Raw genomic sequence first — 25,746 nt, forward strand, 5'->3', positions numbered from 1 at the left:
AGATCAAGAGGTGAATCCCCCCCGCGCCGCTGCGCGTCACCCCCCAAGGGGGGCAACACCAGCGGCCCGGCAAAGCCGGTTCCGCGGTGTTTCTGGTTCAACTTCCCTTCAATCCTCATGACGCCTCTTCAAGCCCTCGCCTCCCACCCGCTGCGCAACATCGCACTGGCGGATGGCGCGCGCGTGTCGTACCGCGAAGCGGGCACGGCCGCGTCGGTGACGCACGTGCTGCTGCACGGCATCGGCTCGGCCTCGGGCAGCTGGGTGCGCCAGCTCGACGCCGCGGCGGGCAAGCCCGTGCGCGTGCTGGCCTGGGACGCGCCGGGCTACGGCACCAGCGACCCGGTGAAGGCCGACTGGCCACGCGCCGACGACTACGCCGAGCGCTTCTGGGCCTGGCTCGACGCGCTGGGCGTTGCAACGCCCATCACGCTGGTGGGCCACTCCCTGGGCGCGCTCATGGCCGGCCGGGCCGCCCTGCTGGCGCCTGCGCGCGTGCAGCGCCTGGTGCTGCTCTCGCCCGCCGGCGGGTATGGCAACGCCGAGCCGGCCGTGCGCGAGCAGAAACTGCGCGACCGCCTGGCCACGCTGGAGCGCCTGGGCCCGCAAGGCATGGCGCAGGCGCGCGGCGCGGCCATGCTCTCGCCCGGCGCGGCGCCCGAGCTGGTCGAGGCCGTGCGCGAAAGCATGTCGCAGGTGATTCCCGCCGGCTACACGCAGGCCGCGCGCCTGCTCGCCCACGGCACCCTGGCGGCCGACCTGAAGCAGCTGCGCCTGCCGGTGGTGGTGGCCAGCGGCGCCGCCGACGGCATCACCACCCCCGCCTCCTGCCAGGCCGTGGCCCAGGCCGCCGGCGTGGCATGGAATGATCTGGGTTCTGCGGGCCACGCGTGCCCGCTGGAAGCCCCCGGCGCGGTGAACGCCCTGCTGGGTCTCAACTGAACAAGGAGAAGACCATGGCCACCGAGAAAAACGACGACCGCTACACCGTGCCCGCGCTCATGCGCGGCCTGCAGCTGCTGATGCTGTTCAACCGCGACGAGCGCGAACTCACCGGTGCCGAAATCTCGCGCCGGCTCGAACTGCCGCGCGCCTCGGTGTTCCGCATGCTGCAGACGCTGGAGCAAGGCGGCTTCGTCGAGCGCGTGGGCGATGGCGCCTACTACAAGCTCGGCCTGTCCGTGCTGCGCCTGGGCTTCGAGTTCCTGGCCTCCATGGAACTCACCGAGCACGGCCGCCCCATCATCGAGGCGCTGCGCGACCAGTGCGGCTACTCGGCCCATGTGGTGGTGCGCGACGCGCGCGACGTGGTCTTCATCGCCAAGGTCGCCGGGCGCAGCGCCCTGTTCCATTCCATCCAGGTCGGCGCGCGCCTGCCGGCCCACGCCACCGTGCTGGGCCGCCTGCTGCTCAGCGACCTCGACCTGCACGCCCTGCGCCAGCTCTACCCCGAACCCGAGCTGCCGAAGTACACCCCCCGCACGCCGGCCACGGTCGAGCAGCTCAAGCAGCTGATCGACCAGGACCGCGCCAACGGCTACGGCGTGAGCCAGGGCGGATTCGAATCCGGCATCTCGACCATCGCCGCACCGGTCTTCAACGACCGGGGCGAGGTCTCGGCAGCCATCAGCATCACCGTGCCGGCGCAGCAGGTGCAGCCCGGCGAACTCGAAGTTCTCGTCAACCAGGTGCGCGAGGCCGCGGCCCAGCTCACCGAACGCATCAGCCACCTGCCCAACCGCGGTGGCTGGCAAACCAAACCGACCGAAAAGAAAGTCGCATGAGCCCATCTCACCAACGCATCACCGTGGGGGAACTCGCCGCCCGCTTCCTGGAGCAGTGCGGCGTGCGCGCCGCCTTCGGCGTGATCTCCATCCACAACATGCCCATCCTCGACGCGTTCCACACGCGCCAGAAGATCCGTTTCGTCTCGGCGCGCGGCGAGGCAGGTGCGTGCAACATGGCCGACGCCTATGCCCGCGTGAGCGGCACGCTGGGCGTGTGCGTCACCAGCACCGGCACCGGCTGCGGCAACGCGGCGGGCGCGATGGTCGAGGCCATCACCGCCGGCACGCCGCTGCTGCACCTCACCGGCCAGATCGAGTCCCCCTTCCTGGACCGCGACCTGGGCTACATCCACGAGCACCCGGCCCAGCTGGCCATGCTCAAGGCGGTGGGCAAGGACGCCTTCCGCATCCGCAACCCCGAGACCGCCCTGGCCACGCTGCGCGAGGCCGTGCGCCTGGCGCAGACGCCGCCCTGCGGCCCGGTGAGCATCGAGATCCCGATCGACGTGCAGAAGATGAAGCTGGACCTGCCGGCCGATCTCTCGCCGCTGGCCGTGCCACCCGTGCAGCCCAACCTGGCCGCCGTGGACCTGCTCGCCGAGCGCCTGCTCAGCGCCAAGCGCCCCCTGCTGTGGCTGGGTGGCGGCGCGCGCGGCGCCAGCGCCGCCGCGATGCGGCTCGTGAACATGGGCTGGGCCGTGGTGTCCTCCGTGCAGGGCCGCGGCATCGTGCCCGAAGACCACCCCGCCACGCTGGGCTCCTACAACCTGCAGAAGCCGGCCGAAGAGTTCTACGAAACCGTGGACGCCTTCCTCTCCGTGGGCACGCGCCTGCGCAGCAACGAGACGCTGAACTACAAGCTCAAGCTGCCGGCCACGCGCTACCGCATCGACGCCAACCCCCTCACCGACGGCCGCGGCTACAGCAGCGAACTGTTCGTGCACGGCGACGCCGAGATCACGCTCAACGCGCTGGCCGACCGGCTCGAAGGCCGCATGCGGATCGACCCGAAGCTGGCGACCGATGTGAAGCGCGCGCGCGCCGAAGCAGCCTCGCTGGTGGACGGCACGCTGGGCCAGTACGCCAAGCTCAAGAACACGCTGGCCGAGGTGGTCGGCAAGAAACTCTGGTGGGTGCGCGACATCACGCTCTCCAACAGCATGTGGGGCAACCGCGCCCCGGTGCTGGACCACCCGCGCGCCGGCGTGCACGCCCTGGGCGGCGGCATCGGCCAGGGCCTGGCCATGGGCGTGGGCGCGGCCGTGGCCGATGCCGAACACGCGCTGGGCCGCCGCACCATCTCGCTCTGCGGCGACGGCGGCTTCATGCTCAACGTGGGCGAACTCGCCTGCGCCGCGCAGGAGAAGGCCAACGTGGTCTTCATCGTCATGAACGACCAGCGCTACGGCGTCATCAAGAACATCCAGGACGACATCTACGGCAGCCGCCACGCCTACGTGGAACTGCACACGCCCGACTTCGCTCAGCTCTGCGCCAGCCTGCAGGTGCCTCACCACAAGCTGGCCGACCCGGCCGCCGCCAAGGACACGCTGCAGAAAGCCCTGGCCCACGCCAGCGGCCCGGTGGTGGTGGAAGTGGACATGAACGCCTGGGGCCCGTTTGCCGTGAAGTTCGCCGGCCCCCCGAAGAAGAAGGAAGAAACATGAGCGACGCGCAGGGCCGTTCCCAAGCAAGCTCGCACCGCAGTGCGCAGCACGAAGGTTCTGGCATTCATTTTCAGCAGGTCACGCTGATCGGTTACGGCGCCATCGGCCGCACGCTCTTCGCGCGCATGGCCGGCCACCCCACGGTGCGCATCACGCACGTGGTGCTGTCCGAGAGCCACGTCGCCGACGCGCAAGCCGCGCTCGGCACGGCCGCGACCGTGTGCACCGAGGTGCCGCCCGAGACCTCTCTGCTGCTGGAATGCGCGGGCCACGCCGCCATCGGCAGCCACGTGCTGCCCGCGCTGGAGCGCGGCATCGAATGCGCCGTGCTGTCCATCGGCGCGCTGTCCGAAGACGGCCTGCCCGAGAAGCTGGCCGAGGCCGCGCAGCGCGGCGGCACGCGGGTGCACCTGCTGGCCGGCGCCATCGGTGGCATCGACGCCATCGCCTCGGCCCGCCTGGCCGGCCTGGACAGCGTCACCTACACCGGCCGCAAGCCGCCCGAAGGCTGGCGCGGCACCCCCGCCGAACAGGTGGCGGACCTGGGCACGATCACCGAGCCCACCGTCATCCTCGAAGCCACGGCGCGCGAAGCCGCCCACCTGTACCCGAAGAACGCCAACGTGGCCGCCACCGTCTCGCTCGCCGGCCTGGGGCTGGACGCGACCCGCGTGCGCCTGATCGCCGACCCGACCGTGACCGAGAACATCCACGAGGTCGACGTGCGCGGCGCCTTCGGCGAGATGCGCATCACCATGCGCGGCAAGCCCCTGCCCGACAACCCCAAGACCTCGGCGCTGACCGTGTTGTCCGCCCTGCGTTTCCTGCACAACCGCACTTCCTCCGTGACGATATGAAGCCCACCCCCGCGCCGCGCTTGCAGCGCGTCACCCCCTCAAGGGGGCGGCGTCTGGGACCGGCGTAGCCGGATCCGCGACGCCTCTGGATCAACAGCCTTTCGCGCCGACAAAAGAGACATTCCATGACCGACAAACTTCAAAGCTACTTCGCAGGCCAATGGCGCGACGCCTCGGGCCCGGAATACACCACCGAATACCCGCACGACGGCAGCACCGTCGCCCGCCTGCACGCGGCCACCGCCGCCGACGTGGACGAGGCCGTGCAGACGGCCGAACGCGCCCGCCTGCAGCCTTCCTGGGCCAGGCTCAAGCACCACGAACGCGCCGGCATCCTCTACCGCATCGCCAACGGCATCCGCGAGCGCGGCGAAGAGCTCGCCCAGCTCCAGCGCCTGGACAACGGCAAGCCCATCAAGGAATGCCGCGCCCTGGTCGCCAGCGCCGCCGGCACCTTCCAGTTCTTCGGCGCCGCCGCCGAAACCTGGGAAGACACCATCACCCCCTCGCGCGGCGACTACCTCAGCATGAGCGTCAACGAACCGCTCGGTGTGGTCGGCGCCATCACGCCCTGGAACTCCCCCATCGCCAGCGAGGCCCAGAAGCTCGCCCCGGCTCTCGCCGCCGGCTGCGCCATGGTCTTCAAACCGGCCGAGATCACCCCGCGCATGGCCCTGGAACTGGCCAAGATCGCCGAGCAGGCCGGTGTGCCCGCCGGCATCATCAGCGTGCTGCCGGGCAAGGGCAGCATCGTGGGCGACGCCCTGGTCAAGCACCCGCTGATCAAGCGCATCGCCTTCACCGGCGGCACCACCGTGGGCATGGGCATCCAGCGCCTGGCGGCCGAGAAGCTCATGCCGACCTCGCTGGAGCTGGGCGGCAAGTCCCCCACCATCGTCATGCCCGACGCGGACCTGGACCACGCCGTGGCCGGCGTGCTCTACGGCATCTTCAGTTCCTCGGGCGAGTCCTGCATCGCCGGCTCGCGCGCCTTCGTGCACGAAAGCGTCTACGACGAGTTCAAGGCCCGCCTGCTCGAAGGCGTGAAGAAGCTGCGCGTGGGCGACCCGTCCAGGGAAGAGACGCAGATGGGCCCGCTGGTGAACCTGGGCCACCGCGCCTCGGTGGAGAAGTACGTGCAGCTGGGCCGCGACGAAGGCGGCACGGTGCTGTGCGGCGGTGAGCGGCCCACGGGCAGCTTCTACGACGGCGGCAGCTACTACCTGCCCACCATCTTCGAAGGCCTGCCCAACAGCGCGCGCATGTGCCAGGAAGAGATCTTCGGCCCGGTGCTGGCCTTGCTGCCGTGGAAGGACGAGGACGACCTGATCGCGCAGTGCAACGACAACATGTTCGGCCTGGCCTCGGGCATCTGGACGCGCGACTTCAAGAGCGCCTGGCGCATCGGGCGCGCGCTGCAGACCGGCACCGTGTGGATCAACACCTACAAGGTCTTCTCCATCAGCACGCCGTTCACCGGCGTGAAGATGAGCGGCTACGGCCAGGAGAAGGGCCGCCTGGGCATCCTCGAATACACCAGCCAGAAAAGCTTCTACTGGGGCTTGAACGAATCGCCCATGCCCTGGGCGACCAGCTGATTTTCTTTTTCCAACCTTGCAACCTTCTCTCGACATGACAAGCCGCCGCACCCTTCTCGCCCTCGCCTCGCTGTTCGCCCTCATGGGAACCGCGCAAGCCCAGACCGCCGCCGAGAAACAGCTGGCCTCCGACAAGTTCACCCTGGTCGCGCCCTTCCCCGCCGGTGGCGCCATCGATGCGCTGGCGCGCCTGCTGGCCGACGGCCTGGCCAAGCGCTACGACCAGACGGCCATCGTGGAAAACGCCCCCGGTGGCGCCGGCACCATCGGCATGGGCAAGATCAAGCGCGCCAAGGCCGACGGCCACAACCTGCTGGTGATCCCGGCCGGCAACCTCACCATCAACCCCACGCTGATGCCGAAGTTCCCCTTCGACGTGCAGAAGGACTTCGTGGCCGTCACCATGCTGGCCACCACGCCCAACGTGCTGGTGACCCACCCCAAGAGCGGCTTCAAGAACGTGGCCGACGTGATCAAGGCGGCCAAGGCCAAACCCGGCACGCTGTTCTACGCCTCGACCGGCATCGGCAGCGGCCTGCACATCGCGGGTGAACTGTTCAAGGACCAGGCCGACATCGACATCCAGCACGTGGCCTACAAGGGCTCGACGCCGGCCATCAACGACCTGATGGCGGGCACGGTGCCGCTGATGTTCGGCAACCTGCCCACCATGCTGCCGCACCTGGAAAGCGGCCGCCTCGTGGCGCTGGGCCTGACCGACCGCGCGCGCACCCCCAACGCGCCCGACATCCCCACCCTGGCCGAACAAGGCGTGCCCGGCGTGGTGGTGCCCTCGTGGTACGGCCTGCTCGCGCCCGCGGGCACGCCGGCCAACGTGGTCGATCAGCTGGCGAAAGACATGGTCGAGATCCTGGCGCAACCGCATGTGCGCGACACGCTCAAGGCCCAGGGCATGACCGAATGGACGATGAAGCCCGCCGCCTTCGATGCGCACATCCGCACCGAAACGGCCAACTGGGCCAAAGTCATCAAGCAACGCAACATCACGATGGAATGACACCATGACCAACCGCCGCACCCTTCTTGCCGTCACCTCGCTGCTCGCCTTGCTGGGCACCACCACCGCCCACGCACAGACGGCCGCCGAGAAACAACTGGCCGCCGACAAATTCACGCTCGTCGCGCCCTTCCCCGCCGGCGGCCCGATCGACACACTGGCCCGCGTGCTCGCCGATGGCCTGGCCAAGCGCTACGGCCAGGTGGCCGTGGTCGACAACGCCCCGGGCGCAGCCGGCAACATCGGCATGGAGCGCGTCAAGCGCGCCAAGGCCGATGGCCACACGCTGCTGGTGATCCCGGCCGGCAACCTCACGGTCAACCCCACGCTGATGCCGAAGTTCCCCTTCGACATCCAGAAGGACTTCGTGCCCGTGGCCATGCTGGCCAAGACGCCCAACGTGCTGGTGACGAACCCGGCCACGGGCATCAAGAGCGTGGCCGATCTCATCGCGCGGGCCAAGGCCAAGCCCGACTCGCTCGCCTACGCTTCGCCCGGCGTGGGCAGCGGCCTGCACCTCGCCGGCGAGCTGTTCAAGTCGCAGGCCAACGTGGACATCCTGCACATCGCCTACAAAGGCACGCCGCCCGCCATCAACGACGTGATCGGCGGCACCGTGCCCCTGATGTTCAGCAACCTGCCCACCGTGCTGCCGCACATCCGCAGCGGCAAGCTGGTCGCCCTGGCCGTGACCGACAGCGCGCGCACGCCCACGGCGCCCGAGATTCCGACGCTGACTGAACTGGGTGTGCCGGGCGTGGTGGTGCCGTCCTGGTACGGCCTGCTGGCGCCCGCCGGCACGCCGGCCGACGTGGTGGCGCAACTCGCGCGCGATGCGACCACCATCCTGGCCGAGCCTGCCGTGCGCGAGCGCCTGCAAGGCCAGGGCCTGAGCGCCTGGGACATCCAGACCTCCGCGTTCGACGCCCACATCCGTGACGAGACCGCGCGCTGGGCCAAGGTCATCAAGGCACGCAACATCACGATGGAGTGAAGGTCATGAGCGCAGCGCAGGGCCGCTCCCAAGCAAGCTCGCACCGCAGCCCGCAGGGCGAAGGTACGCCAGTGCACGCCTGCGCCAATGTGTTGATCACCATCGTGTTGAAACACCACGCCGGCCTCACGCTGGACGACGTGCAGGCGAAGCTCAAGGCCAGCGAATGGTGGGAGCGTTTCCCGGTGGAAGGCACGCGCGTGGTGTCGTGGACCGTGGCCATGGGCCTGGGCCAGATCGTCACGCTCGAAGTGCCACCGCACCTGCTGGGCCGCGTCAACCTCGAACTGGAGCGCTCCGCCTGGGGCGTCTTCCAGACCGAGTGTTACCCCACCTACGACTTCGTGCCGGTGCGCGAACGCATCAAGGAACGCGTGCGCGCCGGAGGCCAGTGATGACGACCGTCGCGCACAAGATCCAGAGCCCGCAGGTGCCCGACCTGCCCACCGCGAGCTGGACCAACGGCTACCGCATCGGCCAGGAGGTGGTGGTCTCGGGCATGACCGGCCATCCCGCCACGCGCCAGGCCGCCGAGCGCGGCGAAGCGCTGGGCGCCTACGAGCAGGCCATCGTCGTGCTCAAGAAGCTCGAAGCCCTGGTGACGGCCGCGGGCGGCCACCGGCACAACCTCATCAAGACCGTGGTCTACCTGACCGACATCGCCGACAAGGACGAGGTCGGCCGCGCCCGGCGCGATTTTTTTGGCGAGCACACGCCGTGCTCCACCCTGGTGGCCGTGAAGGCCCTCGTGTTCCCGGAGCTGCGCGTGGAGATCGACGCCTGGGCCCGGCTCGACGTGGACCTTCGCGAAGCCCAACCCCTTCTCTCTACTGAAAGCTGAACCACCATGGACCTGGGCATTGCCGGCAAGAAGGCGCTCGTGTGCGGCGCGAGTTCGGGGCTGGGCTACGCCTGCGCCGAGGCGCTGGTGAAAGACGGCGTGCACGTGGTGATCGCCGCGCGCACCGAAGGCCCGCTGCGCGAGGCCGCGCAACGCCTGGCCGCGCACGGCGCGGGCCAGGTGGACTGGGTCGCCGCCGATGTGACGACCGACGAAGGCCGCGCGCGCATCTTCGCCGCGCACCCCGATTTCGACATCCTCGTCACCAACGCGGGCGGCCCGCCGCCCGGCGACTTCCGCACCTGGGACCGCGAGACCTGGCACCGCGCGATCGACGCCAACATGCTCGCACCGATCGAACTCATCAAGGCCACCGTGGACGGCATGATGGCGCGCGGCTTCGGCCGCATCATCAACCTCACCTCCAGCGCCGTGAAATCGCCGCTGGACGGCCTGGGCCTGTCCACCGGCGCGCGCAGCGGCCTCACCGGCTTCGTCTCGGGCCTGGCGCGCACCACCGTGGCGCGCGGCGTGACCATCAACAACCTGCTGCCCGGCACCTTCGACACCGCGCGCCTGGAAAGCAACTTCGCCGCCCAAGCCAAGCGCGAAGGCAAGACCGTGGACGAGGTGCGCACCGCGCGCCTGGCCAAACACCCGGCCCACCGCATCGGCCAGCCCAGCGAACTCGGCCACACCTGTGCCTACCTGTGCAGCGTGCACGCGGGCTACATCAACGGCCAGAACATCCTGCTCGACGGCGGATCGTTCACCGGCGTGTTCTGAACAGGCACCCGACGGCCCCGCTTTCTCTGTTTCGGTTTCAGTTTTCCCTGCCAGCCCACCCCACTAGGAGACATCGAACATGACCGCCCGCCGCCCCCTGCTGCTCACCGCGCTCGCAGCAGCCGCCGCCCTCGCCCTGCCCGCCGGCAGCGCGCTGGCGCAGACCTACCCCAGCAAGCTCATCACCCTCGTCGTGTCCTTCCCGCCCGGTGGCGACACCGACGCGCTCGCGCGCACCTTCGCCGAGAAGCTGCAGGCCCGCGTCGGCCAGACCGTGGTGGTGGAGAACAAGACCGGCGCCAGCGGCACCATCGGCAACGCCTTCGTGGCCAAGGCCGCGCCCGATGGCTACACGCTGCTGTTCACGCCCAACACCTTCGCCACCGCCCCGCTGGTGCTCAAGCCCGGCACCGGTGCCGTGTACAACCCGCTCACCGACTTCACGCCCATCCTGCTGGCCGGCACGCAACAGCTGTTCCTCGTCACCCACGCCGGCTCGGGCCTGAACACCGTGAAAGACGTGGTGGCCGCGGCCAAGAGCGGCAAGGTCACCAACTACGCCAGCCCCGGCAGCGGCTCGCCCATGCACATCCTGGGCGAGATGTTCAACCGCTCGGCCGGCGTGAAGCTCACCCAGGTGCCCTACCGGGGCAGCGGCCCGGCCATCGTCGACCTCGTGGCCGGCCACATCCCCATGATGTACACCACGCTCGGCCCGGTGGCGCAGTACATCGCCCAGGGCAAGCTGGTCAACGTGGCGGTGGCCGACCCGCAGCGCTCGCCGCTCGCGCCCAACGTGCCCACCCTGGCCGAGGCCGGCGTGAAAGACGCCGAAGTCGGCGCCTGGCAAGGCTTCATGGGCCCCAAAGGCATGCCCGCCGACGTGGTGCGCACGCTCAACGGCCACCTCAACGAAATCCTCAAGATGCCCGACGTGATCGCGCGCATGAACACCATGGCGCTGATTCCGGCCGGTGGCGACCCGGCGGCGCTGGCCAAGATCAACCAGTACCACAACGAACGCTACGGCAAGGTGATCCGGGAGACCGGCATCATGGCCGACTGAGCGAAGCGCGCGCAGCGATGAAGGAAGTCATCGACGTCGGCCTGCCGCCGTTCAAGCAACCGTTCTCGTGGATGGTGCGCGCCGGCGGCGTGCTCTACACCGCCCACGGCCCGGTGCGCGAAGACGGCAGCGTGGACACCACCGGCAGCATCGAACAGCAGGCCCGCCTGACCTTCAGCAACCTGCAGCGCGCGGTGGAGCGCGCGGGCAAGACCATGGACGACGTGGCGCAGGTGCTGATCTACATGACCGACGTGGCCGACATGGCGGCCATCGACGCCGTGTACCGCGAGTTCTTCCGCGCGCCCTGGCCCAACCGCTCCAGCGCCGGGGTGGCGCTGGTGGTGCCGGGGATGAAGATCGAGATCGTGGCCTACGTGGCCTGAGGGGCACCGCGCCGGCCTTCAGCGGGCCGAACAGCGGAAGGGGACAATGGCGTCCCCACCGCCGTTCCCTCGCCCTCACGCCGCGCATGCCACCTCCTCCCGCCCCGCCCGGCGCCGCCTCTTCCTCGGCCGAGTTTTCCCTCAAGCGAATCGCGGTGCCGGTCTTTGGCCCGTCCCTGCTCTTCGGGCTGGGCGAAGGCGCCATTCCCCCCATCATCCCGCTCGTGGCGCGCGAGCTGGGCGCCTCCGTGCCCATGGCCGCGCTGGTCGTCGCGCTGATGGGCCTGGGCTCGCTGCTCAACAACATTCCCGCGTCGCTCATCACCATGCGCTGGGGCGAGCGCTGGGCCATCGTCGCCGCGGGCCTCTGGAGCGCCCTGGGCATGGCGCTGTGCGTGGGGACCTCGCACCTGGCGCTGTTCGCCACGGGCTGCCTCATGGTGGGCATGTCCCGGGCCGTCTACAACCTGGCGCGCCAGAGCTACATGGCCGAGGCCGTGCCGATCGCGTACCGCGCGCGGGCGCTCTCGACACTGGGCGGGGTGAGCCGCATCGGCATGTTCATCGGCCCGTTCCTCGGTGCGGCCGCCGTGCATGTGTTCGGCCTGGCCGGCGCCTTCGGCGTCGGCATCGCCGGGGTGGTGGCGGCGGCCGCCCTCGGCGCGCGCGTGCCGGACCTGGAGATGCCTCACCTGCCGGCCGGCCAGACGCCACCCGCGGCCACCACCATCGCCTCCACGCTCAGGGACCACCGCCACGTGTTCCTCACGCTCGGCATCGGCGTGGTGCTGGTCAGCGCCGTGCGCGCCTCGCGCCAGGTGGTCATACCCCTGTGGGCGGATCACCTCGCGCTGGCGCCGGCCGTGGCCTCGCTCATCTACGGCCTGGCCGGCGGCATCGACATGCTGGTGTTCTACCCCGCCGGCAAGGTGATGGACCACAAAGGCCGGCGCTGGGTCGCCGTGCCATCCATGGTCATCATGGGCACGGCGCTGCTGCTGATGCCCTTCACCTCGGGCTTCACCACACTGCTGCTGGCCTCGCTGGCCATCGGCTTCGGCAACGGCATCGGTTCCGGAATGATCATGACCCTGGGCGCGGACCATTCCCCACGCCATGGCCGCGCGCACTTCCTCGGTGTGTGGCGCCTCATGTCCGACATCGGCGCCTCGTGCGGGCCGGTGCTGCTCTCGCTCCTGGCCGGCAGCCTGTCGCTGGCCACCGGCATCGCCGTCACCGGGCTCATCGCCTTCGCGGCGGCGGGCTCGCTGGCGTACTGGATTCCCCGGACACACGCCGGCGGACGTTGACGGCACCTCACTCGGCCGTTGCCGCGATCGACTCGGTGTAGATGAAGCTGCTGCACGCCGCCACGAAGGCCCGTGGCGTCTGCCGCGCGCCGAAGCCGTACACACGCAACCCCTCGCGCCGCACGCCAAACGCCAGCGGCGTGAGATCGCTGTCCGACGACACCAGGCAGACCGCATCGAACTGCCCCGTGTTCACCAGCGACATCGCCTCCACGCTGAGCATGATGTCGGCCGCGTTCTTGCCCTTGGCGTATGGGAAAAGCTGCACCGCCTCGATCGCGTTGTAGAGCAACACGTTCTTGAAGCGGCTCATGTGGGGCCGCGTCCAGTCGGCGTACGCGCGCTTGACGATGAGCGCGCCGTAACAGGCGGCGCGCAGCAGGATGGAACGGATCAGTGTGTGAGAGACGTTTTCCGCGTCGATCAACACGGCAATCTTCTGTTGCTTGTGCTGCAGCCTGGGCATGGGATGCCTGCCTTCCCTGTTCGTTAAGGAACAGCCGCCGCCACACAACACAGAGTGGCGGCGGCCCGAACGGGCTGAGAACCGGGGACCCCTTGCGAAGAACCGGCAAGCCTCGCGGCTTCCCATCCAGGCCGCCATAAAAAGCAAGCGTGAATGATGAAGGCCGCTGTCCTAGCGGTGTACAGCGGCCTTTCAAGCCGCAAGGGATCCTCGGGTTCTCAGGCCCGGCCCACCTTTTTCGTGAGCGGGGGAGACTTTACATTAATACGCCAAAAGTATTCATGACGCGCGCAAGAAAAATCTGCAGCGAGCACGAGTCTCGCCGGCCAGTACGGGTGTGACCGAGTCCTGTTAGCCTCCACGATCCTGTCCCATTCAAAAAGTGAATTCCCCATGACCAGCCCGCTGTACACCGCCTCCATTCCCGTCCTGCAGCAGATGCTTCGCGCCCTGTCCGATGTGCTCAAGAAGGCCGAAGACCACGCGACGCAGAAAAACATTGATCCCAACGCCCTGCTGCAAGCGCGGCTGTTCCCCGACATGTTTCCGCTGGTTCGTCAGGTACAGATCGCCGCTGACTTCTCCAAGGGCATAACGTCCCGCCTGGCGGGCGCCGAAGTGCCCTCCTGGCCCGACACGGAAGCCAGCTTCGCGGACCTGCAAGCCTTGATCGCCAAGGCCTTGACCCACATCGGCTCCTTCAAGCCCGAGCAATTCGATGCCAGTGAAAGCCGCGAAATCGTGTTGCGCCCCGGCACCCCCAAGGAAAAGAAGCTGATCGGCAGCGCCTATCTTCTGCACTACGGCCTGCCGCAGTTTTTCTTCCACGTGACCACCGCCTATGCCATCTTGCGCCACAACGGTGTTGAGGTCGGCAAGCGCGACTACATGGGTGCCTATTGACGCAAGACGCCTGAGTGCAGCCGGGCGCCAAGCGCGCCTTGCCGCGCTCGCTCAGGCGCCGGTCTCACGCAGCGCGGCCTCAAGGCTGGCAAGGATCTGGGCCCAACCCTGGCGTGCACGGTCGGCGTAATCCTTCCACTCAGGCTGCATCTCCGCCGTGAGATGCAGCGTGCAGCCGCCGTCCGCTTCCGGCGTGATCTCGATGGTCACGATGTCGAAGGTCGGCGATGCGGCCGGGATACCGAATGTGAACACGAGCCGCCGTGGCCGCTCCATGACGAGGTACTCCCCGGTGTGCTCCACATCGCCGTCGGGACGCCTGTCGGTCAGCACGAACTGCCCGCCGACACGCGGGTCGATGTCGCAGCGGACCATCTCGCCGGTTTCAGTCGAGAACAGGAAGCGGCTCGCCAGGCGCGCATCGAGCCAGGCATCGAACACCCTCTCGGCCGATTGGCGGAATCTGTGATGGACAGCAACTGCGAGATGGTCTTCGCTCTTCATGATCGATGGACTCCTTTGGTTTGCCGGGATGAAATTGCATCCTCCTCGTCCAGCAGCGCCTGCAGACGCTGCAATCGGCCCGCCCAGTCGCGTTGGCGCGACTGAAGCCAGTCCGACGCCTCTGCCAGCGGTCGCGGTTCGAGACGCAGGATATGTTCGCGGCCAGAGCGGCGGCGCGTGACAAGGCCGGCGCGCTCCAGGATGCGGATGTGCTTGGACACGGAGTTGAGCGAGATGTCGAACGGCACGGCCACCTCGGTCACTCGGGCTTCGCCCAGGGACAACCGCGCCAGGATGGCGCGACGGGTCTCGTCGGCCAAGGCGACGAACATGTTGTCGAGTCGGTTGGCCGTCAACGCGTTATTCATTCACCCATTTTGGTGAATATTTATCAAGCTGTCAACAGAACTCGAGACGGGACGTTCCACTGCCTGCTCGCGAAGCGGAGCGTGCGCGCTGCGCAACATCCAGTGGCAGCGCTGCGCCCCATCAAGCCTTCACTTCAACCACCTGTTCAAAGCCGCCGAAGATCATGCGTTTGCCGTCGAAGGGCATGGGCGGGTTGCCGGGTTTGGACGGGTCCATGCGCGGGTCTTCCATCATCTTCTTCATGGCCGCGTCGCGCGTGGCTTTGTCCGGCCATTCGACCCACGAAAAGGCCACCGTCTCCTCGGCCGTCGCCTGGACCGCACGGCGAAAGTCGGTGACTTTGCCGTCGGGGACGTCGTCACCCCAGCCCTCGATCACACGAAGGGCGCCCAGCTCGATGAATATCGGGTCGAACTGGCGTGCGTGTTCAATGAACTTCTGCTTGTTGGCGGTGGGAACGGCGATCACGAAACCATCGATGTAAGACATATCAGACTCCTGTGGGGTTGACCTGCAAGGTGCCCCCTGTGGGCACCTTGTAGCTACACGACGAACGACAGCAGGACAAATCGACACGACCTGCCAGCGTCAGGTCTCAACAGCCGCCGTGAACGTATCGAAGGACATGGTGAGCAATGCCGGAGCTCGAGGCTGTAGGACAGCCGCGCTTTTTGCGGGCGGGCCTCGCGTGCAAAAATCGACCGCAGCCACGACGATCCAGCCAGGAGAGCACCAGCACCCATGGACAACGACCTGACCCAAGCCCTCGCCAGCGCCGAATGGCTCGGCCGCCACGCGATCCCCATGCTCGCCGCCGCCCTCGTGCTGGTGCTCATCGCCGTCACCGCCTTCGTCATCGGCTTCAGGCGCTACGGCCCCTACGCCGCCTGGGACCGCTGGCCGCGCCCGCTGCTGCTGGGCGTGTGCCTGGCGCTCGGCGCGGGTGTGCTGGTCGCCACGGCGTCCCTGTTCGCCGAGATGCTGGAGGTGTTCGATGCGGACGAGGAGATCGGCCAGTTCGATGTGCGGCTGACCGAGACCCTGGCGCGCGAGCTGCCCCCTGCTGCCCTGCGTTTCTTCGGCAACCTGACGCACCTGGGCGACCCTTTGCCGCTGACGCTGCTGGTGATCGGCGTGGGTGTGCTGTTGCTCGTTCGCCGGCGCACCTCGCTGGCCTTGGGCTGGGTGGTGGCGTGCGCGGGCGCGGGTTTGCTCAACCGCGTGCTCAAGCACATCTTCGAGCGGGTTCGCCCTTTGCACGACCACGGCTTCGCGCAGGCCGATGGCTACAGCTTTCCCAGCGGGCACACCTCGGGTTCGCTGGTGGTGTACGGCATGCTGGCCTACTTGTGCCTGCGCTTGCTGCCGCCGCGCTGGCATCTGCCCAGCGTGCTGCTGGCCTCGGCCTTGGCTTTCAGCATCGGCTGGAGCCGCGTGATCCTGCAGGTGCACTGGGCGAGCGATGTGGTCGCCGGGTTCGCCTTTGGTGTGGCGTGGTTGACGGTGTGCATCGCCGCGATCGAGATCACCCGGCGCCGCGCCCGCGCGTAGCCGGTCGGTTGGGAAGGAGACATCATGGGTCGCAAGGAGTTCGAAGTCTCGCTGGCGGGCGGCGTGCACGCCCAGCTGGCGCGCATGGCCGGGCAGTGGCAGGGGCGCTTTCGCCTCTGGTTCGAGCCGGGCGAGCCGGCCGAACACTCGGTGCAGCGCGGCAGCATCCGCGTGCTGCTGGGTGGCCGCGTGCTGTTGCACGAGTACAGCGGCCACTGCGGCGGTGAGCCCATGGAAGGGGTGGCGCTGATCGCGCATCACCTCGACGAGCGCCGCTACGAGTCGGCGTGGGCCGAGAGTTTCGGCACGGGCACGTCCCTCATGTTCAGCACCAGCACGCCTGGCGACCCGCGCCTGTCGATGCTGGGCAGCTACGCCGACGGCCAGGGCGGCCCGCGCTGGGGTTGGCGCACCGCGATCGATCAGCCGGACGACGACACGCTGGACCTGCGCATGTACAACATCTCGCCCACCGGCGAAGAGGCCTTGGCCGTCGAGGTGAATTACCGCCGCGTCTGACATGCACAGATGGGGGAAGAGCAGCGGCGAAACGGGCGCCAGCGGTTGATGCCGAGGGAAATCTTGCCCAGAATCCAGCAGCGTCCTCTGGCGCAAGACCTGCGGGCCGATCCGCCAGGTTCAACAACAACAACAAGGAACGCCTCTTGGCCAAGTCTCTCATCCGCGTGATGCTCTCCAGCCGTTGCCGGGACCCCTTCCCCGCCGGCAGCAAGACCACCTTGACGGACCTGCGCCAGGCGCTGAAAGCCGAGATCGAGTCCGCGCAGGTGCTGGGGCGAAAGCTGTTCGAGGTCTGGATCAACGAAGACGCGCCGCCCGCCGAAGGCACGCAGGACAGCTGGGATGCCTGCCTGCAGGCCGTGCGCGACTGCGATGTGCTTATCGTGCTGAGCAACGGCAACGCGGGCTGGGCCGCGGGCGAGCAGGACATCGGCATCTGCCACGCGGAGTACATGGAGGGCCTTCGCTCGGCGCAGGCCAAGGTGCGCCTGGTGGCGCTGCCGACCGTGGCCGAGGCCAAGGGCGCGGCGGGTGAGCGCAACCGGCGCTTCCAGGACTACCTCTCGCGGCAGACGGCCTTCCGGGGCGGCGAGGTGAAGACGGTGGCCGACGCGAAGAAGCGCGTGTTCGAAGCGCTCTCGGATGCCGTGATCTCGCTGGCGCAACGCGGCGTGCAGGCGGGTGCCTCGACGCGCTTCGATGTCGGCGCGGCCCTGGACTGGACCCGGCTCGATTTCCGCCAGCGGAAGGCGGCGATGGAGTCGACGCTCAGGACGGCGCTGCGCGGGCTGCAGGGCGCCAAGGTGGTGGACGGCGGTGTGGTGGTCAAGCTGGATGGCAAGGACGTGGCGGTGGTGGTTCACGCGATTCCGGCCTCGTTCAGCGTGGCCGCCGCGCGCGAGCTGGTGGGGCGGCCCTTTCTGGAGGATCACCAGCGCATCGACTTGCTGGCTTCGGCGCACGGGCCGCTGCACCTGATCGCCTGCCACCGGGGCGCGACGGAGACCCAGGCCACCTCGCTGCTGGGGTTTCCGGGCGCGACGGTGGTGAGCGGCCCCTTCGGGGTGTTCGTGGCGGACGACGTGCAGAAGGTGCAGTTCGCCTTCCTGGCCAACTGCCGCGACGACTCGCAGACGCGCCACGCGAGCCAGCGGTTTTTCGAATGGCTGCAGCAGACGGGCGAAGCGGCGCTGGTGGCGCGCAGGGCGGTGTCTCGCGCCCGCATCGTCAAGGTGGTGGCCAAAGAAATGGATGTTTGAAAGGGGAGACGACCATGAATGAAAAGGATCTTCTGCTGGGGCCGGTGTTGTCGTTCCGCGGCATCGGCAAGGGTGATGTCTGGAAGGTGAGCGCGCTGGTGGGCCTCAAGGCGGGCGCGGCCGTGCCTGTGCTGGAGGTGGACGGCAAGGCCTGCCCCGCACCGAAGGAGCTGCTGGCCATCCCCGGCGAACGCTATCTGCGCTACGACGTTTCCTGCAAGGTCCTGAAGAGCGAGCGCACGGTGAGCTACGGCGTGCCGGGCGGACCGACGTGGCGCATGACGGTGCCGGGCAAGGATTTCTCGCCGCGCATGGCCTATGTGTCGTGCAACGGGTTTTCCGACCCGGCCGTGATGCGCAAGCTCATCCGCACGTCCGATGCGGTGTGGGAAGACCTGCTCTACAGCCACGACCGCGCGCTGCGCAGGAAGAAGGGTGCGGGTGAAGTCAAGCTGCTGGACAAGGAACAGCTGTGGCACGAGACGCGCATCCACGACAAGGGCCTGCAGCGCTTTCACCTGATGCTGATGGGGGGCGATCAGATCTACTTCGACTCGATCTGGGAAGACATCAAGTCCCTGCGGCAGTGGGTGGCCTTGCCCCGGCAGGCGCAGCTGGACTTCAAGGTCACCAAGGCGCTGGAGCGCGAGATCGAGGCTTATTACTTCGGGCTGTACAAGCAGCGCTGGCTGCCCGCTGAGCGCAAGCCCTGGTCGTCGCCCACGCCCGCGCTGGATGCGAGCGCGGCGATGGCGTCCATGCCCACCATCATGATGTGGGACGACCACGACATCTTCGACGGCTGGGGTTCGTACAGCTGCGAGATGCAGAACAGCCCGCTTTTCCAGACGCTGTTCCGCCACGCCCGGCGCGCCTTCTGGGTGTTCCAGATGCAGCATGCGCTGGAAGATCTGCCCGAACTGGAAGACACGACGCCGGCGGGTTTTTCCCGGCAGGACCCGCTGCTCAAACCCATCGCCTGGAGCCAGGTGCTCGCCAAGGATGCGCTGGCGCTGCCCCTGCTGGATGGCCAGCCGGGCTTCACCTCGGCGCACGCCATCGGGCCGGTGGCCATCGTGGCGGCCGACCTGCGCACCGAGCGCTCGCGGGCGCAGGTCATGGGCTCGGACACCTGGGGCCAGATCAAGAAATGGACGACCAGCCTGGCATCCGGCAACGCGGGCACACAACCCAAGAGCGCGTGCCAGCACCTGCTGTTCATGTCCTCGGTGCCCGTGGTGCACCCGAAGCTGCCCCTGGCCGAGCTGCTGATGGACAAGTTCGGGCAAGAGCACGTCACCGACAGCAATGCCGACGACCTGAAGGACCATTGGTCCCACGACGACCACGAGGGCGAACGAAAGCGCCTGCTGGAGGTGCTCTCCAACCTCGCGCGCGACAAGAAGATCCGCGTGTCCCTGGTGTCTGGCGATGTGCACGTCGCGGCCTGGGGCACGGCCTACCGCAAGGACCTGCCGGCCACGGAGACCTGGTCCCAGATCCATCAGTTCACCTCGTCGGCCGTGGTGCATCCCTCGCTCATGGGGGTGATAGAGCGGCTGTTCCTGTCGTGGCTGAACAGCCATGCCAAGCAGCCGCAGAACATCGACGTGCAGTACGTCGCGGAGGTGATGCCCTTCCCGGGGCACGACAAGCATGTGATGGCGGCCCGCAACTGGCTGGCCCTGGAGCTGGACATGGGGTCGGCCGAAGGCTGCAAGCTGTGGGCCACCTGGCGCTGCGAAACCGAGACCAGCTTCTCCAACCACCTGCTGGCCGTGGCGCCCATCGCGCCCTGAGTCAGTCCCCCGCCGACGCCGTGTGCGGATCGGTCATGGCGGTGCGGCGCGCCACCTCGCGCTTGGCATACGCCGTGGGCGACAGGCCTGACCAGCGCCGGAACGCGCGCGCGAACACCTTGTCGGACTCGTAGCCCGCGTCCTGCGCCACCTGGGCCAGCGGCAGGTGGCCGGCTTCCAGCTGTTCGGCCGCCAGCGCCATGCGGTGCCCGCCCAGGTAACCCATGGGCGTGTCGCCCACCAGGGCCTTGAAGCGGTCGCTGAAGCGCGAGCGCGACATGGCGGCTTCGCGCGCCAGGGTCTCCACCGTCCAGCTGCGCGCGGGCTCGCGGTGCATGGCGGCGATGGCGCGCGCGATCGCGGGGTCGGACAGGCCGCGCCACCAGTTGGCCTCCACCGGGCCGGCGCCGCGCAGCAGGTGGCCGCGCAGGATGTTGATGAGCAGCAGCTCGCCCATGCGGCTGGCCGAGAGGCGCCAGCCCGGGCGCTGGTCCAGCGTTTCGGTGACGAGCGTTTCCATGGACGCGGCGAGGATCACGGCCGTGGGCAGTTCGCTCGCGCGCACGTGGATGAGCGGCGGCAGCACGCTGAGCACGGAATGGCGGCAGTAGGCCGAGAACCAGAGCAGCGCGCTGAACATCTCGCAGCCTTCGCCGCCGCCGCCGTGGCGCAGGTCCAGCGGCGCTTCGTCGCGCGCGCCGGGCGTGCGCTGGGTGAGCAGCTGGGCGAAAGGCACGGTGGGCGCGTCGGGCGCGGAGCCCATGCGGTGGGCCGCGCCCAGCGGCATCATGACCAGATCGCCAGGCTCCACGCGCAGCGGCCCGCCGCCGCCGGCCGCTTCCACCCACCAGGGCGCACCGCGCGCCATGCGGATCATGGCAGCGCCAGACACCCCATTGGAATGCAAGCCCCAGGGTGCAGACAGGTGGAACCGGGCCGTGACCGCGCGTTCGGCGCGGCAGATGGCGAGCACTTCGCTGAGGACATCCATGGACGAATCGTACCCATTTCAGGCGCCCAAGCGGTTGAGTGCGCGGGGCCCGCGCTGAACAATGCACGCTTCGACATTGCAGGAGCAGCCCCATGAGCAGTTTGAAAATCGGTATCGCCGGCGGCGGTGTGGGCGGTCTGGCCGCCGCGATCGCCTTGCGCAAGCAGGGCCACGAGGTGACCGTGTTCGAGCAGGCCAAGGGCTTCTCGCGCGTGGGCGCGGACATCAACCTCACGCCCAACGTGGTGCGCGCCATCGACGGCCTGGGCGCGGGCGCCTTCATCCGCCGCACCGGCGCCCAGCCCACCTTCCGCATCAGCCGCGACTGGGACACCGGCAAGGAAACCTCGCGCCTGGGCATGGGCAACGTCGCCGAAGAGCAGTACGGCGCGCCGCAGGTCACGATCCACCGCGCCGACATCCTGGCCGCGCTGGCCGAGCAGTTCCCCATCGAGCAGATCGCGTTCGACAAGCGACTGAAGACGTTGAGCCAGAACGACGCGGGCGTGACCCTGCAGTTCGACGACGGCAGCGAAGCCAGCTTCGACGTGGTGGTGGGCGCCGACGGCATCCACTCGCGCGTGCGCACCGCCCTGTTCGGCGAAGAGAGCCCGCGCTTCACCGGCGTGGTGTCGTTCCGCTCGGTGGTGCCCACCGAGCGCGTGAAGCACGTGCCCGAGATCGAGGCCTTCACCAAGTGGTGGGGTCCCAACCCGCAGAGCCAGATCGTCACCTTCCCGCTCAACCAGGGCAAGGAGACCTTCGTCTTCGCCACCACCGGCCAGGAGAGCTGGACCGAAGAGTCCTGGACCAGCCCGGGCGACGTGCACGAGCTGCGCGGCTTCTACAAGGACTTCCACGCCGACGCCCGCGCCCTGCTCGAGGCCTGCGACACCACACTCAAGAGCGCGCTGTACGAGCGCGAGCCGCTGCCGCAGTGGTCGCAGGGCACGGTGACCCTGCTGGGCGATGCCTGCCACCCCATGCTGCCCTTCATGGCGCAAGGCGCGGGCATGGCGATCGAAGACGCCGTGGTGCTGGGCCGCGCGCTGGCCGGTGTGGGCACCCGTGCGCAGGCCGCCGAGGCGCTGCGCCGCTACGAGAAGACGCGCCAGGAGCGCACGGCCAAGATCCAGATCGGTTCGCGCGGCAACCAGTGGATGAAGGGCCAGGGCAACGCCGACTGGGTCTACGGCTACGACGCCTGGAACGTGCCGCTCGCCCAGGCCTGAGATTTCCCCACCTTTCCCTAGGAGACACACCATGAAAAACCAGAAACGCCACTTCACCCTGGGCCTGATCGGCCTCGCGCTCGCCTCGGCCCTGCCCTTCGCGGCGGCACAGACCTTCCCGAGCAAGCCCATCACCATCGTCGTGCCCTTCCCGCCCGGCGGCGGCCCCGACCTGGCCGCGCGCGTGCTGGCCGAGAAGATGGCGCCCAAGCTGGGCCAGCCGGTGGTGGTGGACAACCGCCCCGGCGCCGGTGCGCTGCTGGGTGCCGGCGCGGTGGCGCGCTCGGCCGCCGACGGCCACACGCTGCTGCTCACGCCCAACACCATGGTGATCTCGCCCCACGTGCTGCCGGCCGGCGCGGGCGGTGGCGTGGACGTGCACAAGGACCTGGTGCCCGTGATCTCGCCCGCCACCACGCCCATGGTGCTGGTGGCCAACCCCTCGCTGGGCGTGACCAACCTCAAGGCCGCGCTGGACGCCGCGCGCAAATCGCCCGGCCTGCCCTACGGCAGCCCCGGCAATGGCTCGCCCATGCACTTCGCGGGCGAGATGCTCAAGAGCGCGGCCAAGGTCGATCTGATGCACGTGCCCTACCGTGGCGTGGGCCCCTCCATCACCGCCGCGCTCAGTGGCGAGGTCAAGCTGCTGTTCACCGGCCTGGGTGGCGCGGTGCCGCACATCAAGGGCGGCAAGCTGATGCCGCTGGCGCTGACCGAAAAGAAGCGCTCGCCGCTGCTGCCGGATGTGCCGACCGCGACCGAGCAGGGCGTGAGCGGCGTCGAGGTGAACGCCTGGTACGGCGTGTTCGTGCCGACCGGCACGCCCGCGCCGGTGATCGCGCGCCTGAACCAGGCCTTCAACGAAGCGCTGCAGCTGCCCGACGTGCGCGAGAAGCTCGCCGGCGCCGGCCTGGACGTGCTGGGCGGCACGCCGCAGGTGCTGGCCGACTTCATGAAGGCCGACAACGAGCGCTACGGCAAGCTGGCCAAGGAACTCAACATCAAGGCCGATTGAGGCGCACAGCGGCATGGCACGGCGACCGAACTTCCTGCTGTTCATCACCGACCAGCACCGCGCCGACCACCTCGGCTGCTACGGCAACACCGAGGTGCGCACGCCGCACATCGACGCGCTGGCGGCGCAGGGCTGCCGCTTCGACGACTTCCACGTCGCCACGCCCATCTGCCAGCCCAACCGCGCCTCGCTCATGACCGGGCGCCTGCCCAGCGTGCACGGGCTGCAGATGAACGGGCGCGAGCTCTCGCTGGGCGAGCGCACTTTCGTGGAGACCTTGCGCGAGGCGGGCTACCAGACCGCGCTGGTGGGCAAATCGCACCTGCAGAACATCACCACCCTGCCCACGGCCTGGCCCGGCAAGGGCCCGCGCCGCCCGCACGAGGCCCTGCGCCCCTACCCGGGGCGCTACGGCCAGGAGGTGTGGCAGCGCTGGGAGGAAGACCCGGCCCACGAGCTGGAGCTGCCCTACTATGGCTTCGAGCAGGTCGCGCTCACCATCGGCCACGCCGACGAACAGCACGGCCACTGGCGGCGCTGGCTGCGGCAGCAGACGCCCGACGCGGACCGCCTGATCGGCCCCGCCCACGCGATCCCCACGCCCGACCTGCACCTCGCCCGCATCGGCCACGCCTGGCGCACCCGCGTGCCCGAAGCGCTGTACCCCACGGCCTACATCGCCGAGCAGACCTGCCACGCGCTGGACCGCATGGCGAGCGCGGAGCAGCCGTTCTTCATCCAGTGCTCGTTCCCCGACCCGCACCACCCCTTCACGCCGCCCGGCCGCTACTGGGACCTGTTCCGGCCCGACGACGTGTCGCTGCCCGCGTCGTTCCACGCCGAGCTGACCGACCCACCACCGCCGGTGCAATGGCTGCGCGAGCAGCGCCGCGACAACCCCGCGTTCCGCCCCGGCTACGGCAGCTTCGCCTGCTCCGAACAGGAAGCGCGCGAGGCCATCGCGCTGAACCACGGCAGCCTGGCCAACATCGACGACCACATCGGCCTGGTGATGGCGCGGCTGCGCGCGCTCGGCCTGGACGAACACACGGTGGTGATGTTCACCAGCGACCACGGCGACCTGCTGGGCGAGCGCGGCCTGATGTTCAAGGGCGGCCTGCACTACCCCGCGCTCACCCGCGTGCCCTTCATCTGGCGCGATGGCGCGCAGGCACCGGCCACGGCGGCCACGGCCGCGCTGACGCAGACCATCGACATCGCGGCCACCGTGCTGGAGCGCGCCGGCCTGGAGCCCACCAACGGCATGCAGGGCGCTTCCCTGCTGCCGGTGGTCACCGGCCAGGCGAGCGGGGTGCGCCAGCAACTGCTGATCGAGGAAGAAAGCCAGCGCAGCGATTTCGGCATGGACCGCCGCGTGCGCATGCGCACCCTGCGCAACCACGACCACCGCCTCACGGTGTACGACGGCCAACCCTGGGGCGAGCTCTACGAACTGCGGCAGGACCCGCTGGAGCTGCGCAACCTGTGGGCCGACGCGGCCTCGCTGCCGCTGCGTCAGTCGCTCATGGAGCAGCTGGCGCGCGCCATGCTCACGGCGGCGGACACCAGCCCCTACCCGGGCGCCGCCGCCTAGAAAGAAAGGCTTGCTCGAGCGGGCCTTTTCTTTTGAAGATGCGGTGGGTCAGACCAGCGTGCGCAGCCAGGCCGCGCAGTCCTGCGAGGCCTGCACCGGCCAGTGCACGGTGATGGTGGTGTCGCCGCGCCGCACTTCCACGCGGATGTCCTGACCCGAGCCGCCCCACAGGCGCGCCCAGAAGCCGGGGCGTTGCGCGCTCGCCTCCGGCGGCGGCGTGGGCTCGGGACGCGCCGGGGGCGGCGGCACCGGCTCCACGGGCACGGCGGCTTCGACGACCACCGGGGGCACCGGCACGTCCACCGCCGCCCCGGTGCCGCCGGCCAGGCGCGCCGCCGCGTTGACGCCGAACTCATCCCACATGCGGTCGGCCTTGGTCTTCATCACGCCCAGGCCGAAGGTGCCCATGCGGCCGAGCACGTCCACCTTGACCTTCATGCGCAGCTCGGTGCCGCCGCCCTCGCGCTCCTGCAGCCACATCTCGCTGTTCTGCTTGAGCGAACTGGCCACCGAGGCGTCCTCGCCCGTGCCTTCGGCGCGCAGGTAGCGCGGCTCGTCGCGTTCGACAATGCGGGTCTTGAGCTTGAAGCGCGCGCTGATGAAGGCGATCTTCACCTTCATCACGGCCACGTACTCGTCGTCGCTCACGACCTCGATGGACTCCATGCCGGGCACGCAGGCGCCCATGGCATTCGGGTCCAGCAGCAGGGCCCAGACGCGCGCCGGTGGCGCGTCCAGCAACAGGGTTTTTTCAATTTCCACGCATCTTCTCCGCAGCGGTCAGGATGGATTCGACGATCTGGGTGTAGCCGGTGCAGCGGCAGAGGTTGCCGTTGAGGCCATGGCGCACCTCGTCTTCGCTCGGCGAGGGGTTGGCCGCCAGCATCGCGCACGAGGTCATGAGGAAGCCCGGCGTGCAGTAGCCGCACTGCAGGCCGCCGCATTGCATGAAGCTCTCCTGCAAGGGGTGCAGGGTCTCGCCCTGCGACAGGCCTTCCACGGTGGTGATGGCGCGGCCGCTGTGTTGCACGGCCAGGCTCAGGCAGGACTTGACGACCTGCCCGTCGATCAGCACCGAGCAGGCGCCGCAGATGCCGGTTTCGCAACCGCGCTTGGTGCCGGTGAGGTGCAGGTCGTCGCGCAGGAAGTCGGACAGCAGGCGCCGCGCGGGCACGGTGCTCTGCACGGCCTCGCCGTTGACGGTGAGGGTGATGGGGTGTTGGCTCATGGC

The 25,746-nt window shown here is 68.9% G+C and carries 28 protein-coding genes; 21 read left to right on the forward strand and 7 right to left on the reverse strand.

Annotated elements, in window-relative coordinates:
- Positions 1–117: 117 nt before the first annotated feature.
- From AC3WPZ_RS01690 to AC3WPZ_RS01750, 13 genes are all read left to right on the forward strand, one after another.
- Complete coding sequence (locus AC3WPZ_RS01690; RefSeq protein ID WP_444686930.1) at positions 118–942, forward strand: alpha/beta fold hydrolase; 825 nt, start codon at positions 118–120, stop codon at positions 940–942.
- 14 nt (positions 943–956) lie between these two features.
- Positions 957–1,784: an IclR family transcriptional regulator gene (locus AC3WPZ_RS01695; protein ID WP_382156631.1), complete on the forward strand. Its 828-nt coding sequence runs from the start codon at positions 957–959 to the stop codon at positions 1,782–1,784.
- Complete coding sequence (locus AC3WPZ_RS01700; protein ID WP_382156629.1) at positions 1,781–3,454, forward strand: thiamine pyrophosphate-binding protein; 1,674 nt, start codon at positions 1,781–1,783, stop codon at positions 3,452–3,454. The genes AC3WPZ_RS01695 and AC3WPZ_RS01700 overlap by 4 nt, the downstream gene beginning before the upstream one ends.
- Entirely contained in the window at positions 3,451–4,311 is an 861-nt protein-coding gene (locus AC3WPZ_RS01705) for an aspartate dehydrogenase (RefSeq protein WP_444686931.1), read from the forward strand. Before AC3WPZ_RS01700 ends, AC3WPZ_RS01705 begins: the two co-directional genes overlap by 4 nt.
- 125 nt (positions 4,312–4,436) lie before the next feature.
- Entirely contained in the window at positions 4,437–5,909 is a 1,473-nt protein-coding gene (locus AC3WPZ_RS01710; RefSeq protein ID WP_382320689.1) for an aldehyde dehydrogenase, read from the forward strand.
- Positions 5,910–5,943: 34 nt separating this feature from the next.
- A complete protein-coding gene (locus AC3WPZ_RS01715) occupies positions 5,944–6,927 on the forward strand; it encodes a Bug family tripartite tricarboxylate transporter substrate binding protein (protein ID WP_444686932.1) in 984 nt (327 codons plus the stop codon).
- A gap of 4 nt (positions 6,928–6,931) precedes the next feature.
- On the forward strand, positions 6,932–7,921 hold the full coding sequence (locus AC3WPZ_RS01720; protein WP_382156623.1) for a Bug family tripartite tricarboxylate transporter substrate binding protein: 990 nt from the start codon (positions 6,932–6,934) through the stop codon (positions 7,919–7,921).
- 5 nt (positions 7,922–7,926) lie between these two features.
- Positions 7,927–8,316, forward strand: a complete 390-nt coding sequence (locus AC3WPZ_RS01725; RefSeq protein ID WP_382320691.1) for a hypothetical protein — start codon at positions 7,927–7,929, stop codon at positions 8,314–8,316.
- Positions 8,316–8,762 carry a RidA family protein gene (locus AC3WPZ_RS01730; RefSeq protein ID WP_492437859.1) on the forward strand — a complete coding sequence of 149 codons (447 nt, stop codon included), beginning with the start codon at positions 8,316–8,318 and terminating at the stop codon, positions 8,760–8,762. Before AC3WPZ_RS01725 ends, AC3WPZ_RS01730 begins: the two co-directional genes overlap by 1 nt.
- 6 nt (positions 8,763–8,768) lie before the next feature.
- Entirely contained in the window at positions 8,769–9,548 is a 780-nt protein-coding gene (locus AC3WPZ_RS01735; RefSeq protein ID WP_382156617.1) for an SDR family oxidoreductase, read from the forward strand.
- Between the two features lie 79 nt (positions 9,549–9,627).
- Entirely contained in the window at positions 9,628–10,614 is a 987-nt protein-coding gene (locus AC3WPZ_RS01740) for a Bug family tripartite tricarboxylate transporter substrate binding protein (protein ID WP_382156615.1), read from the forward strand.
- A 17-nt stretch (positions 10,615–10,631) separates the two neighbouring features.
- Positions 10,632–11,000: a RidA family protein gene (locus AC3WPZ_RS01745; RefSeq protein WP_382156613.1), complete on the forward strand. Its 369-nt coding sequence runs from the start codon at positions 10,632–10,634 to the stop codon at positions 10,998–11,000.
- 86 nt (positions 11,001–11,086) lie between these two features.
- On the forward strand, positions 11,087–12,310 hold the full coding sequence (locus tag AC3WPZ_RS01750; RefSeq protein WP_492437861.1) for an MFS transporter: 1,224 nt from the start codon (positions 11,087–11,089) through the stop codon (positions 12,308–12,310).
- Between the two features lie 7 nt (positions 12,311–12,317).
- Here AC3WPZ_RS01750 and AC3WPZ_RS01755 read toward each other — a convergent pair whose 3' ends face one another.
- On the reverse strand, positions 12,318–12,776 hold the full coding sequence (locus tag AC3WPZ_RS01755) for an NYN domain-containing protein (protein ID WP_444686936.1): 459 nt from the start codon (positions 12,774–12,776) through the stop codon (positions 12,318–12,320).
- 393 nt (positions 12,777–13,169) lie between these two features.
- Here AC3WPZ_RS01755 and AC3WPZ_RS01760 point away from each other — a divergent pair, with 393 nt between their 5' ends.
- Positions 13,170–13,679, forward strand: a complete 510-nt coding sequence (locus AC3WPZ_RS01760; protein ID WP_444686937.1) for a DUF1993 domain-containing protein — start codon at positions 13,170–13,172, stop codon at positions 13,677–13,679.
- A 51-nt stretch (positions 13,680–13,730) separates the two neighbouring features.
- On the opposite strand, the gene AC3WPZ_RS01765 is transcribed toward AC3WPZ_RS01760, so the two are convergent.
- The 3 genes from AC3WPZ_RS01765 to AC3WPZ_RS01775 form a co-directional block, all read right to left on the reverse strand.
- Positions 13,731–14,183 (reverse strand): SRPBCC family protein, encoded by a 453-nt coding sequence (locus tag AC3WPZ_RS01765; RefSeq protein ID WP_382320702.1) that lies wholly within the window; start codon positions 14,181–14,183, stop codon positions 13,731–13,733.
- Positions 14,180–14,551: an ArsR/SmtB family transcription factor gene (locus AC3WPZ_RS01770; RefSeq protein WP_444692736.1), complete on the reverse strand. Its 372-nt coding sequence runs from the start codon at positions 14,549–14,551 to the stop codon at positions 14,180–14,182. The genes AC3WPZ_RS01765 and AC3WPZ_RS01770 overlap by 4 nt, the downstream gene beginning before the upstream one ends.
- A gap of 121 nt (positions 14,552–14,672) precedes the next feature.
- Entirely contained in the window at positions 14,673–15,041 is a 369-nt protein-coding gene (locus AC3WPZ_RS01775; protein ID WP_382156601.1) for a DUF1428 domain-containing protein, read from the reverse strand.
- 252 nt (positions 15,042–15,293) lie between these two features.
- Between AC3WPZ_RS01775 and AC3WPZ_RS01780 the strand changes: the two genes are divergently transcribed.
- The 4 genes from AC3WPZ_RS01780 to AC3WPZ_RS01795 all read left to right on the forward strand — a co-directional run bounded on the left by AC3WPZ_RS01780 (position 15,294) and on the right by AC3WPZ_RS01795 (position 19,683).
- Entirely contained in the window at positions 15,294–16,103 is an 810-nt protein-coding gene (locus AC3WPZ_RS01780; protein ID WP_444686938.1) for a phosphatase PAP2 family protein, read from the forward strand.
- Between the two features lie 24 nt (positions 16,104–16,127).
- Positions 16,128–16,622, forward strand: coding sequence for a DUF1579 domain-containing protein (locus AC3WPZ_RS01785; RefSeq protein WP_444686939.1), 495 nt, complete (start codon positions 16,128–16,130; stop codon positions 16,620–16,622).
- 146 nt (positions 16,623–16,768) lie between these two features.
- Positions 16,769–17,884, forward strand: coding sequence for a DUF4062 domain-containing protein (locus AC3WPZ_RS01790; RefSeq protein WP_444686940.1), 1,116 nt, complete (start codon positions 16,769–16,771; stop codon positions 17,882–17,884).
- Between the two features lie 14 nt (positions 17,885–17,898).
- A complete protein-coding gene (locus AC3WPZ_RS01795; protein ID WP_444686941.1) occupies positions 17,899–19,683 on the forward strand; it encodes an alkaline phosphatase D family protein in 1,785 nt (594 codons plus the stop codon).
- Between the two features lies 1 nt (position 19,684).
- Here the strand turns inward: AC3WPZ_RS01795 and AC3WPZ_RS01800 are convergent, their stop codons facing one another.
- Positions 19,685–20,674, reverse strand: coding sequence for an AraC family transcriptional regulator (locus AC3WPZ_RS01800; RefSeq protein ID WP_382320715.1), 990 nt, complete (start codon positions 20,672–20,674; stop codon positions 19,685–19,687).
- A 92-nt stretch (positions 20,675–20,766) separates the two neighbouring features.
- Here AC3WPZ_RS01800 and AC3WPZ_RS01805 point away from each other — a divergent pair, with 92 nt between their 5' ends.
- The 3 genes from AC3WPZ_RS01805 to AC3WPZ_RS01815 are packed head-to-tail and all read left to right on the forward strand — an operon-like array spanning position 20,767 to position 24,515.
- On the forward strand, positions 20,767–21,906 hold the full coding sequence (locus tag AC3WPZ_RS01805; protein WP_444686942.1) for an FAD-dependent monooxygenase: 1,140 nt from the start codon (positions 20,767–20,769) through the stop codon (positions 21,904–21,906).
- Between the two features lie 31 nt (positions 21,907–21,937).
- A complete protein-coding gene (locus AC3WPZ_RS01810) occupies positions 21,938–22,921 on the forward strand; it encodes a Bug family tripartite tricarboxylate transporter substrate binding protein (RefSeq protein WP_492437866.1) in 984 nt (327 codons plus the stop codon).
- 13 nt (positions 22,922–22,934) lie between these two features.
- Positions 22,935–24,515 (forward strand): sulfatase family protein, encoded by a 1,581-nt coding sequence (locus AC3WPZ_RS01815; RefSeq protein ID WP_492437868.1) that lies wholly within the window; start codon positions 22,935–22,937, stop codon positions 24,513–24,515.
- A 48-nt stretch (positions 24,516–24,563) separates the two neighbouring features.
- Here the strand turns inward: AC3WPZ_RS01815 and AC3WPZ_RS01820 are convergent, their stop codons facing one another.
- Together AC3WPZ_RS01820 and AC3WPZ_RS01825 are read right to left on the reverse strand one after the other, a co-directional pair.
- On the reverse strand, positions 24,564–25,277 hold the full coding sequence (locus tag AC3WPZ_RS01820) for an SRPBCC family protein (RefSeq protein ID WP_382320724.1): 714 nt from the start codon (positions 25,275–25,277) through the stop codon (positions 24,564–24,566).
- Positions 25,267–25,743, reverse strand: a complete 477-nt coding sequence (locus tag AC3WPZ_RS01825; RefSeq protein ID WP_492437870.1) for a (2Fe-2S)-binding protein — start codon at positions 25,741–25,743, stop codon at positions 25,267–25,269. The genes AC3WPZ_RS01820 and AC3WPZ_RS01825 overlap by 11 nt, the downstream gene beginning before the upstream one ends.
- Positions 25,744–25,746 lie beyond the last annotated feature (3 nt).

This window comes from Hydrogenophaga sp. FW305-3-2-15-A-LB1, from assembly GCF_058787875.1.

Coding starts and splice junctions, on each gene's coding strand:
- AC3WPZ_RS01690 (WP_444686930.1), top strand. CDS start 118: ATGACGCCTCTTCAAGCCCTCGCCTCCCACCCGCTGCGCAACATCGCA.
- AC3WPZ_RS01695 (WP_382156631.1), top strand. CDS start 957: ATGGCCACCGAGAAAAACGACGACCGCTACACCGTGCCCGCGCTCATG.
- AC3WPZ_RS01700 (WP_382156629.1), top strand. CDS start 1,781: ATGAGCCCATCTCACCAACGCATCACCGTGGGGGAACTCGCCGCCCGC.
- AC3WPZ_RS01705 (WP_444686931.1), top strand. CDS start 3,451: ATGAGCGACGCGCAGGGCCGTTCCCAAGCAAGCTCGCACCGCAGTGCG.
- AC3WPZ_RS01710 (WP_382320689.1), top strand. CDS start 4,437: ATGACCGACAAACTTCAAAGCTACTTCGCAGGCCAATGGCGCGACGCC.
- AC3WPZ_RS01715 (WP_444686932.1), top strand. CDS start 5,944: ATGACAAGCCGCCGCACCCTTCTCGCCCTCGCCTCGCTGTTCGCCCTC.
- AC3WPZ_RS01720 (WP_382156623.1), top strand. CDS start 6,932: ATGACCAACCGCCGCACCCTTCTTGCCGTCACCTCGCTGCTCGCCTTG.
- AC3WPZ_RS01725 (WP_382320691.1), top strand. CDS start 7,927: ATGAGCGCAGCGCAGGGCCGCTCCCAAGCAAGCTCGCACCGCAGCCCG.
- AC3WPZ_RS01730 (WP_492437859.1), top strand. CDS start 8,316: ATGACGACCGTCGCGCACAAGATCCAGAGCCCGCAGGTGCCCGACCTG.
- AC3WPZ_RS01735 (WP_382156617.1), top strand. CDS start 8,769: ATGGACCTGGGCATTGCCGGCAAGAAGGCGCTCGTGTGCGGCGCGAGT.
- AC3WPZ_RS01740 (WP_382156615.1), top strand. CDS start 9,628: ATGACCGCCCGCCGCCCCCTGCTGCTCACCGCGCTCGCAGCAGCCGCC.
- AC3WPZ_RS01745 (WP_382156613.1), top strand. CDS start 10,632: ATGAAGGAAGTCATCGACGTCGGCCTGCCGCCGTTCAAGCAACCGTTC.
- AC3WPZ_RS01750 (WP_492437861.1), top strand. CDS start 11,087: ATGCCACCTCCTCCCGCCCCGCCCGGCGCCGCCTCTTCCTCGGCCGAG.
- AC3WPZ_RS01755 (WP_444686936.1), bottom strand. CDS start 12,776: ATGCCCAGGCTGCAGCACAAGCAACAGAAGATTGCCGTGTTGATCGAC.
- AC3WPZ_RS01760 (WP_444686937.1), top strand. CDS start 13,170: ATGACCAGCCCGCTGTACACCGCCTCCATTCCCGTCCTGCAGCAGATG.
- AC3WPZ_RS01765 (WP_382320702.1), bottom strand. CDS start 14,183: ATGAAGAGCGAAGACCATCTCGCAGTTGCTGTCCATCACAGATTCCGC.
- AC3WPZ_RS01770 (WP_444692736.1), bottom strand. CDS start 14,551: ATGAATAACGCGTTGACGGCCAACCGACTCGACAACATGTTCGTCGCC.
- AC3WPZ_RS01775 (WP_382156601.1), bottom strand. CDS start 15,041: ATGTCTTACATCGATGGTTTCGTGATCGCCGTTCCCACCGCCAACAAG.
- AC3WPZ_RS01780 (WP_444686938.1), top strand. CDS start 15,294: ATGGACAACGACCTGACCCAAGCCCTCGCCAGCGCCGAATGGCTCGGC.
- AC3WPZ_RS01785 (WP_444686939.1), top strand. CDS start 16,128: ATGGGTCGCAAGGAGTTCGAAGTCTCGCTGGCGGGCGGCGTGCACGCC.
- AC3WPZ_RS01795 (WP_444686941.1), top strand. CDS start 17,899: ATGAATGAAAAGGATCTTCTGCTGGGGCCGGTGTTGTCGTTCCGCGGC.
- AC3WPZ_RS01800 (WP_382320715.1), bottom strand. CDS start 20,674: ATGGATGTCCTCAGCGAAGTGCTCGCCATCTGCCGCGCCGAACGCGCG.
- AC3WPZ_RS01805 (WP_444686942.1), top strand. CDS start 20,767: ATGAGCAGTTTGAAAATCGGTATCGCCGGCGGCGGTGTGGGCGGTCTG.
- AC3WPZ_RS01810 (WP_492437866.1), top strand. CDS start 21,938: ATGAAAAACCAGAAACGCCACTTCACCCTGGGCCTGATCGGCCTCGCG.
- AC3WPZ_RS01815 (WP_492437868.1), top strand. CDS start 22,935: ATGGCACGGCGACCGAACTTCCTGCTGTTCATCACCGACCAGCACCGC.
- AC3WPZ_RS01825 (WP_492437870.1), bottom strand. CDS start 25,743: ATGAGCCAACACCCCATCACCCTCACCGTCAACGGCGAGGCCGTGCAG.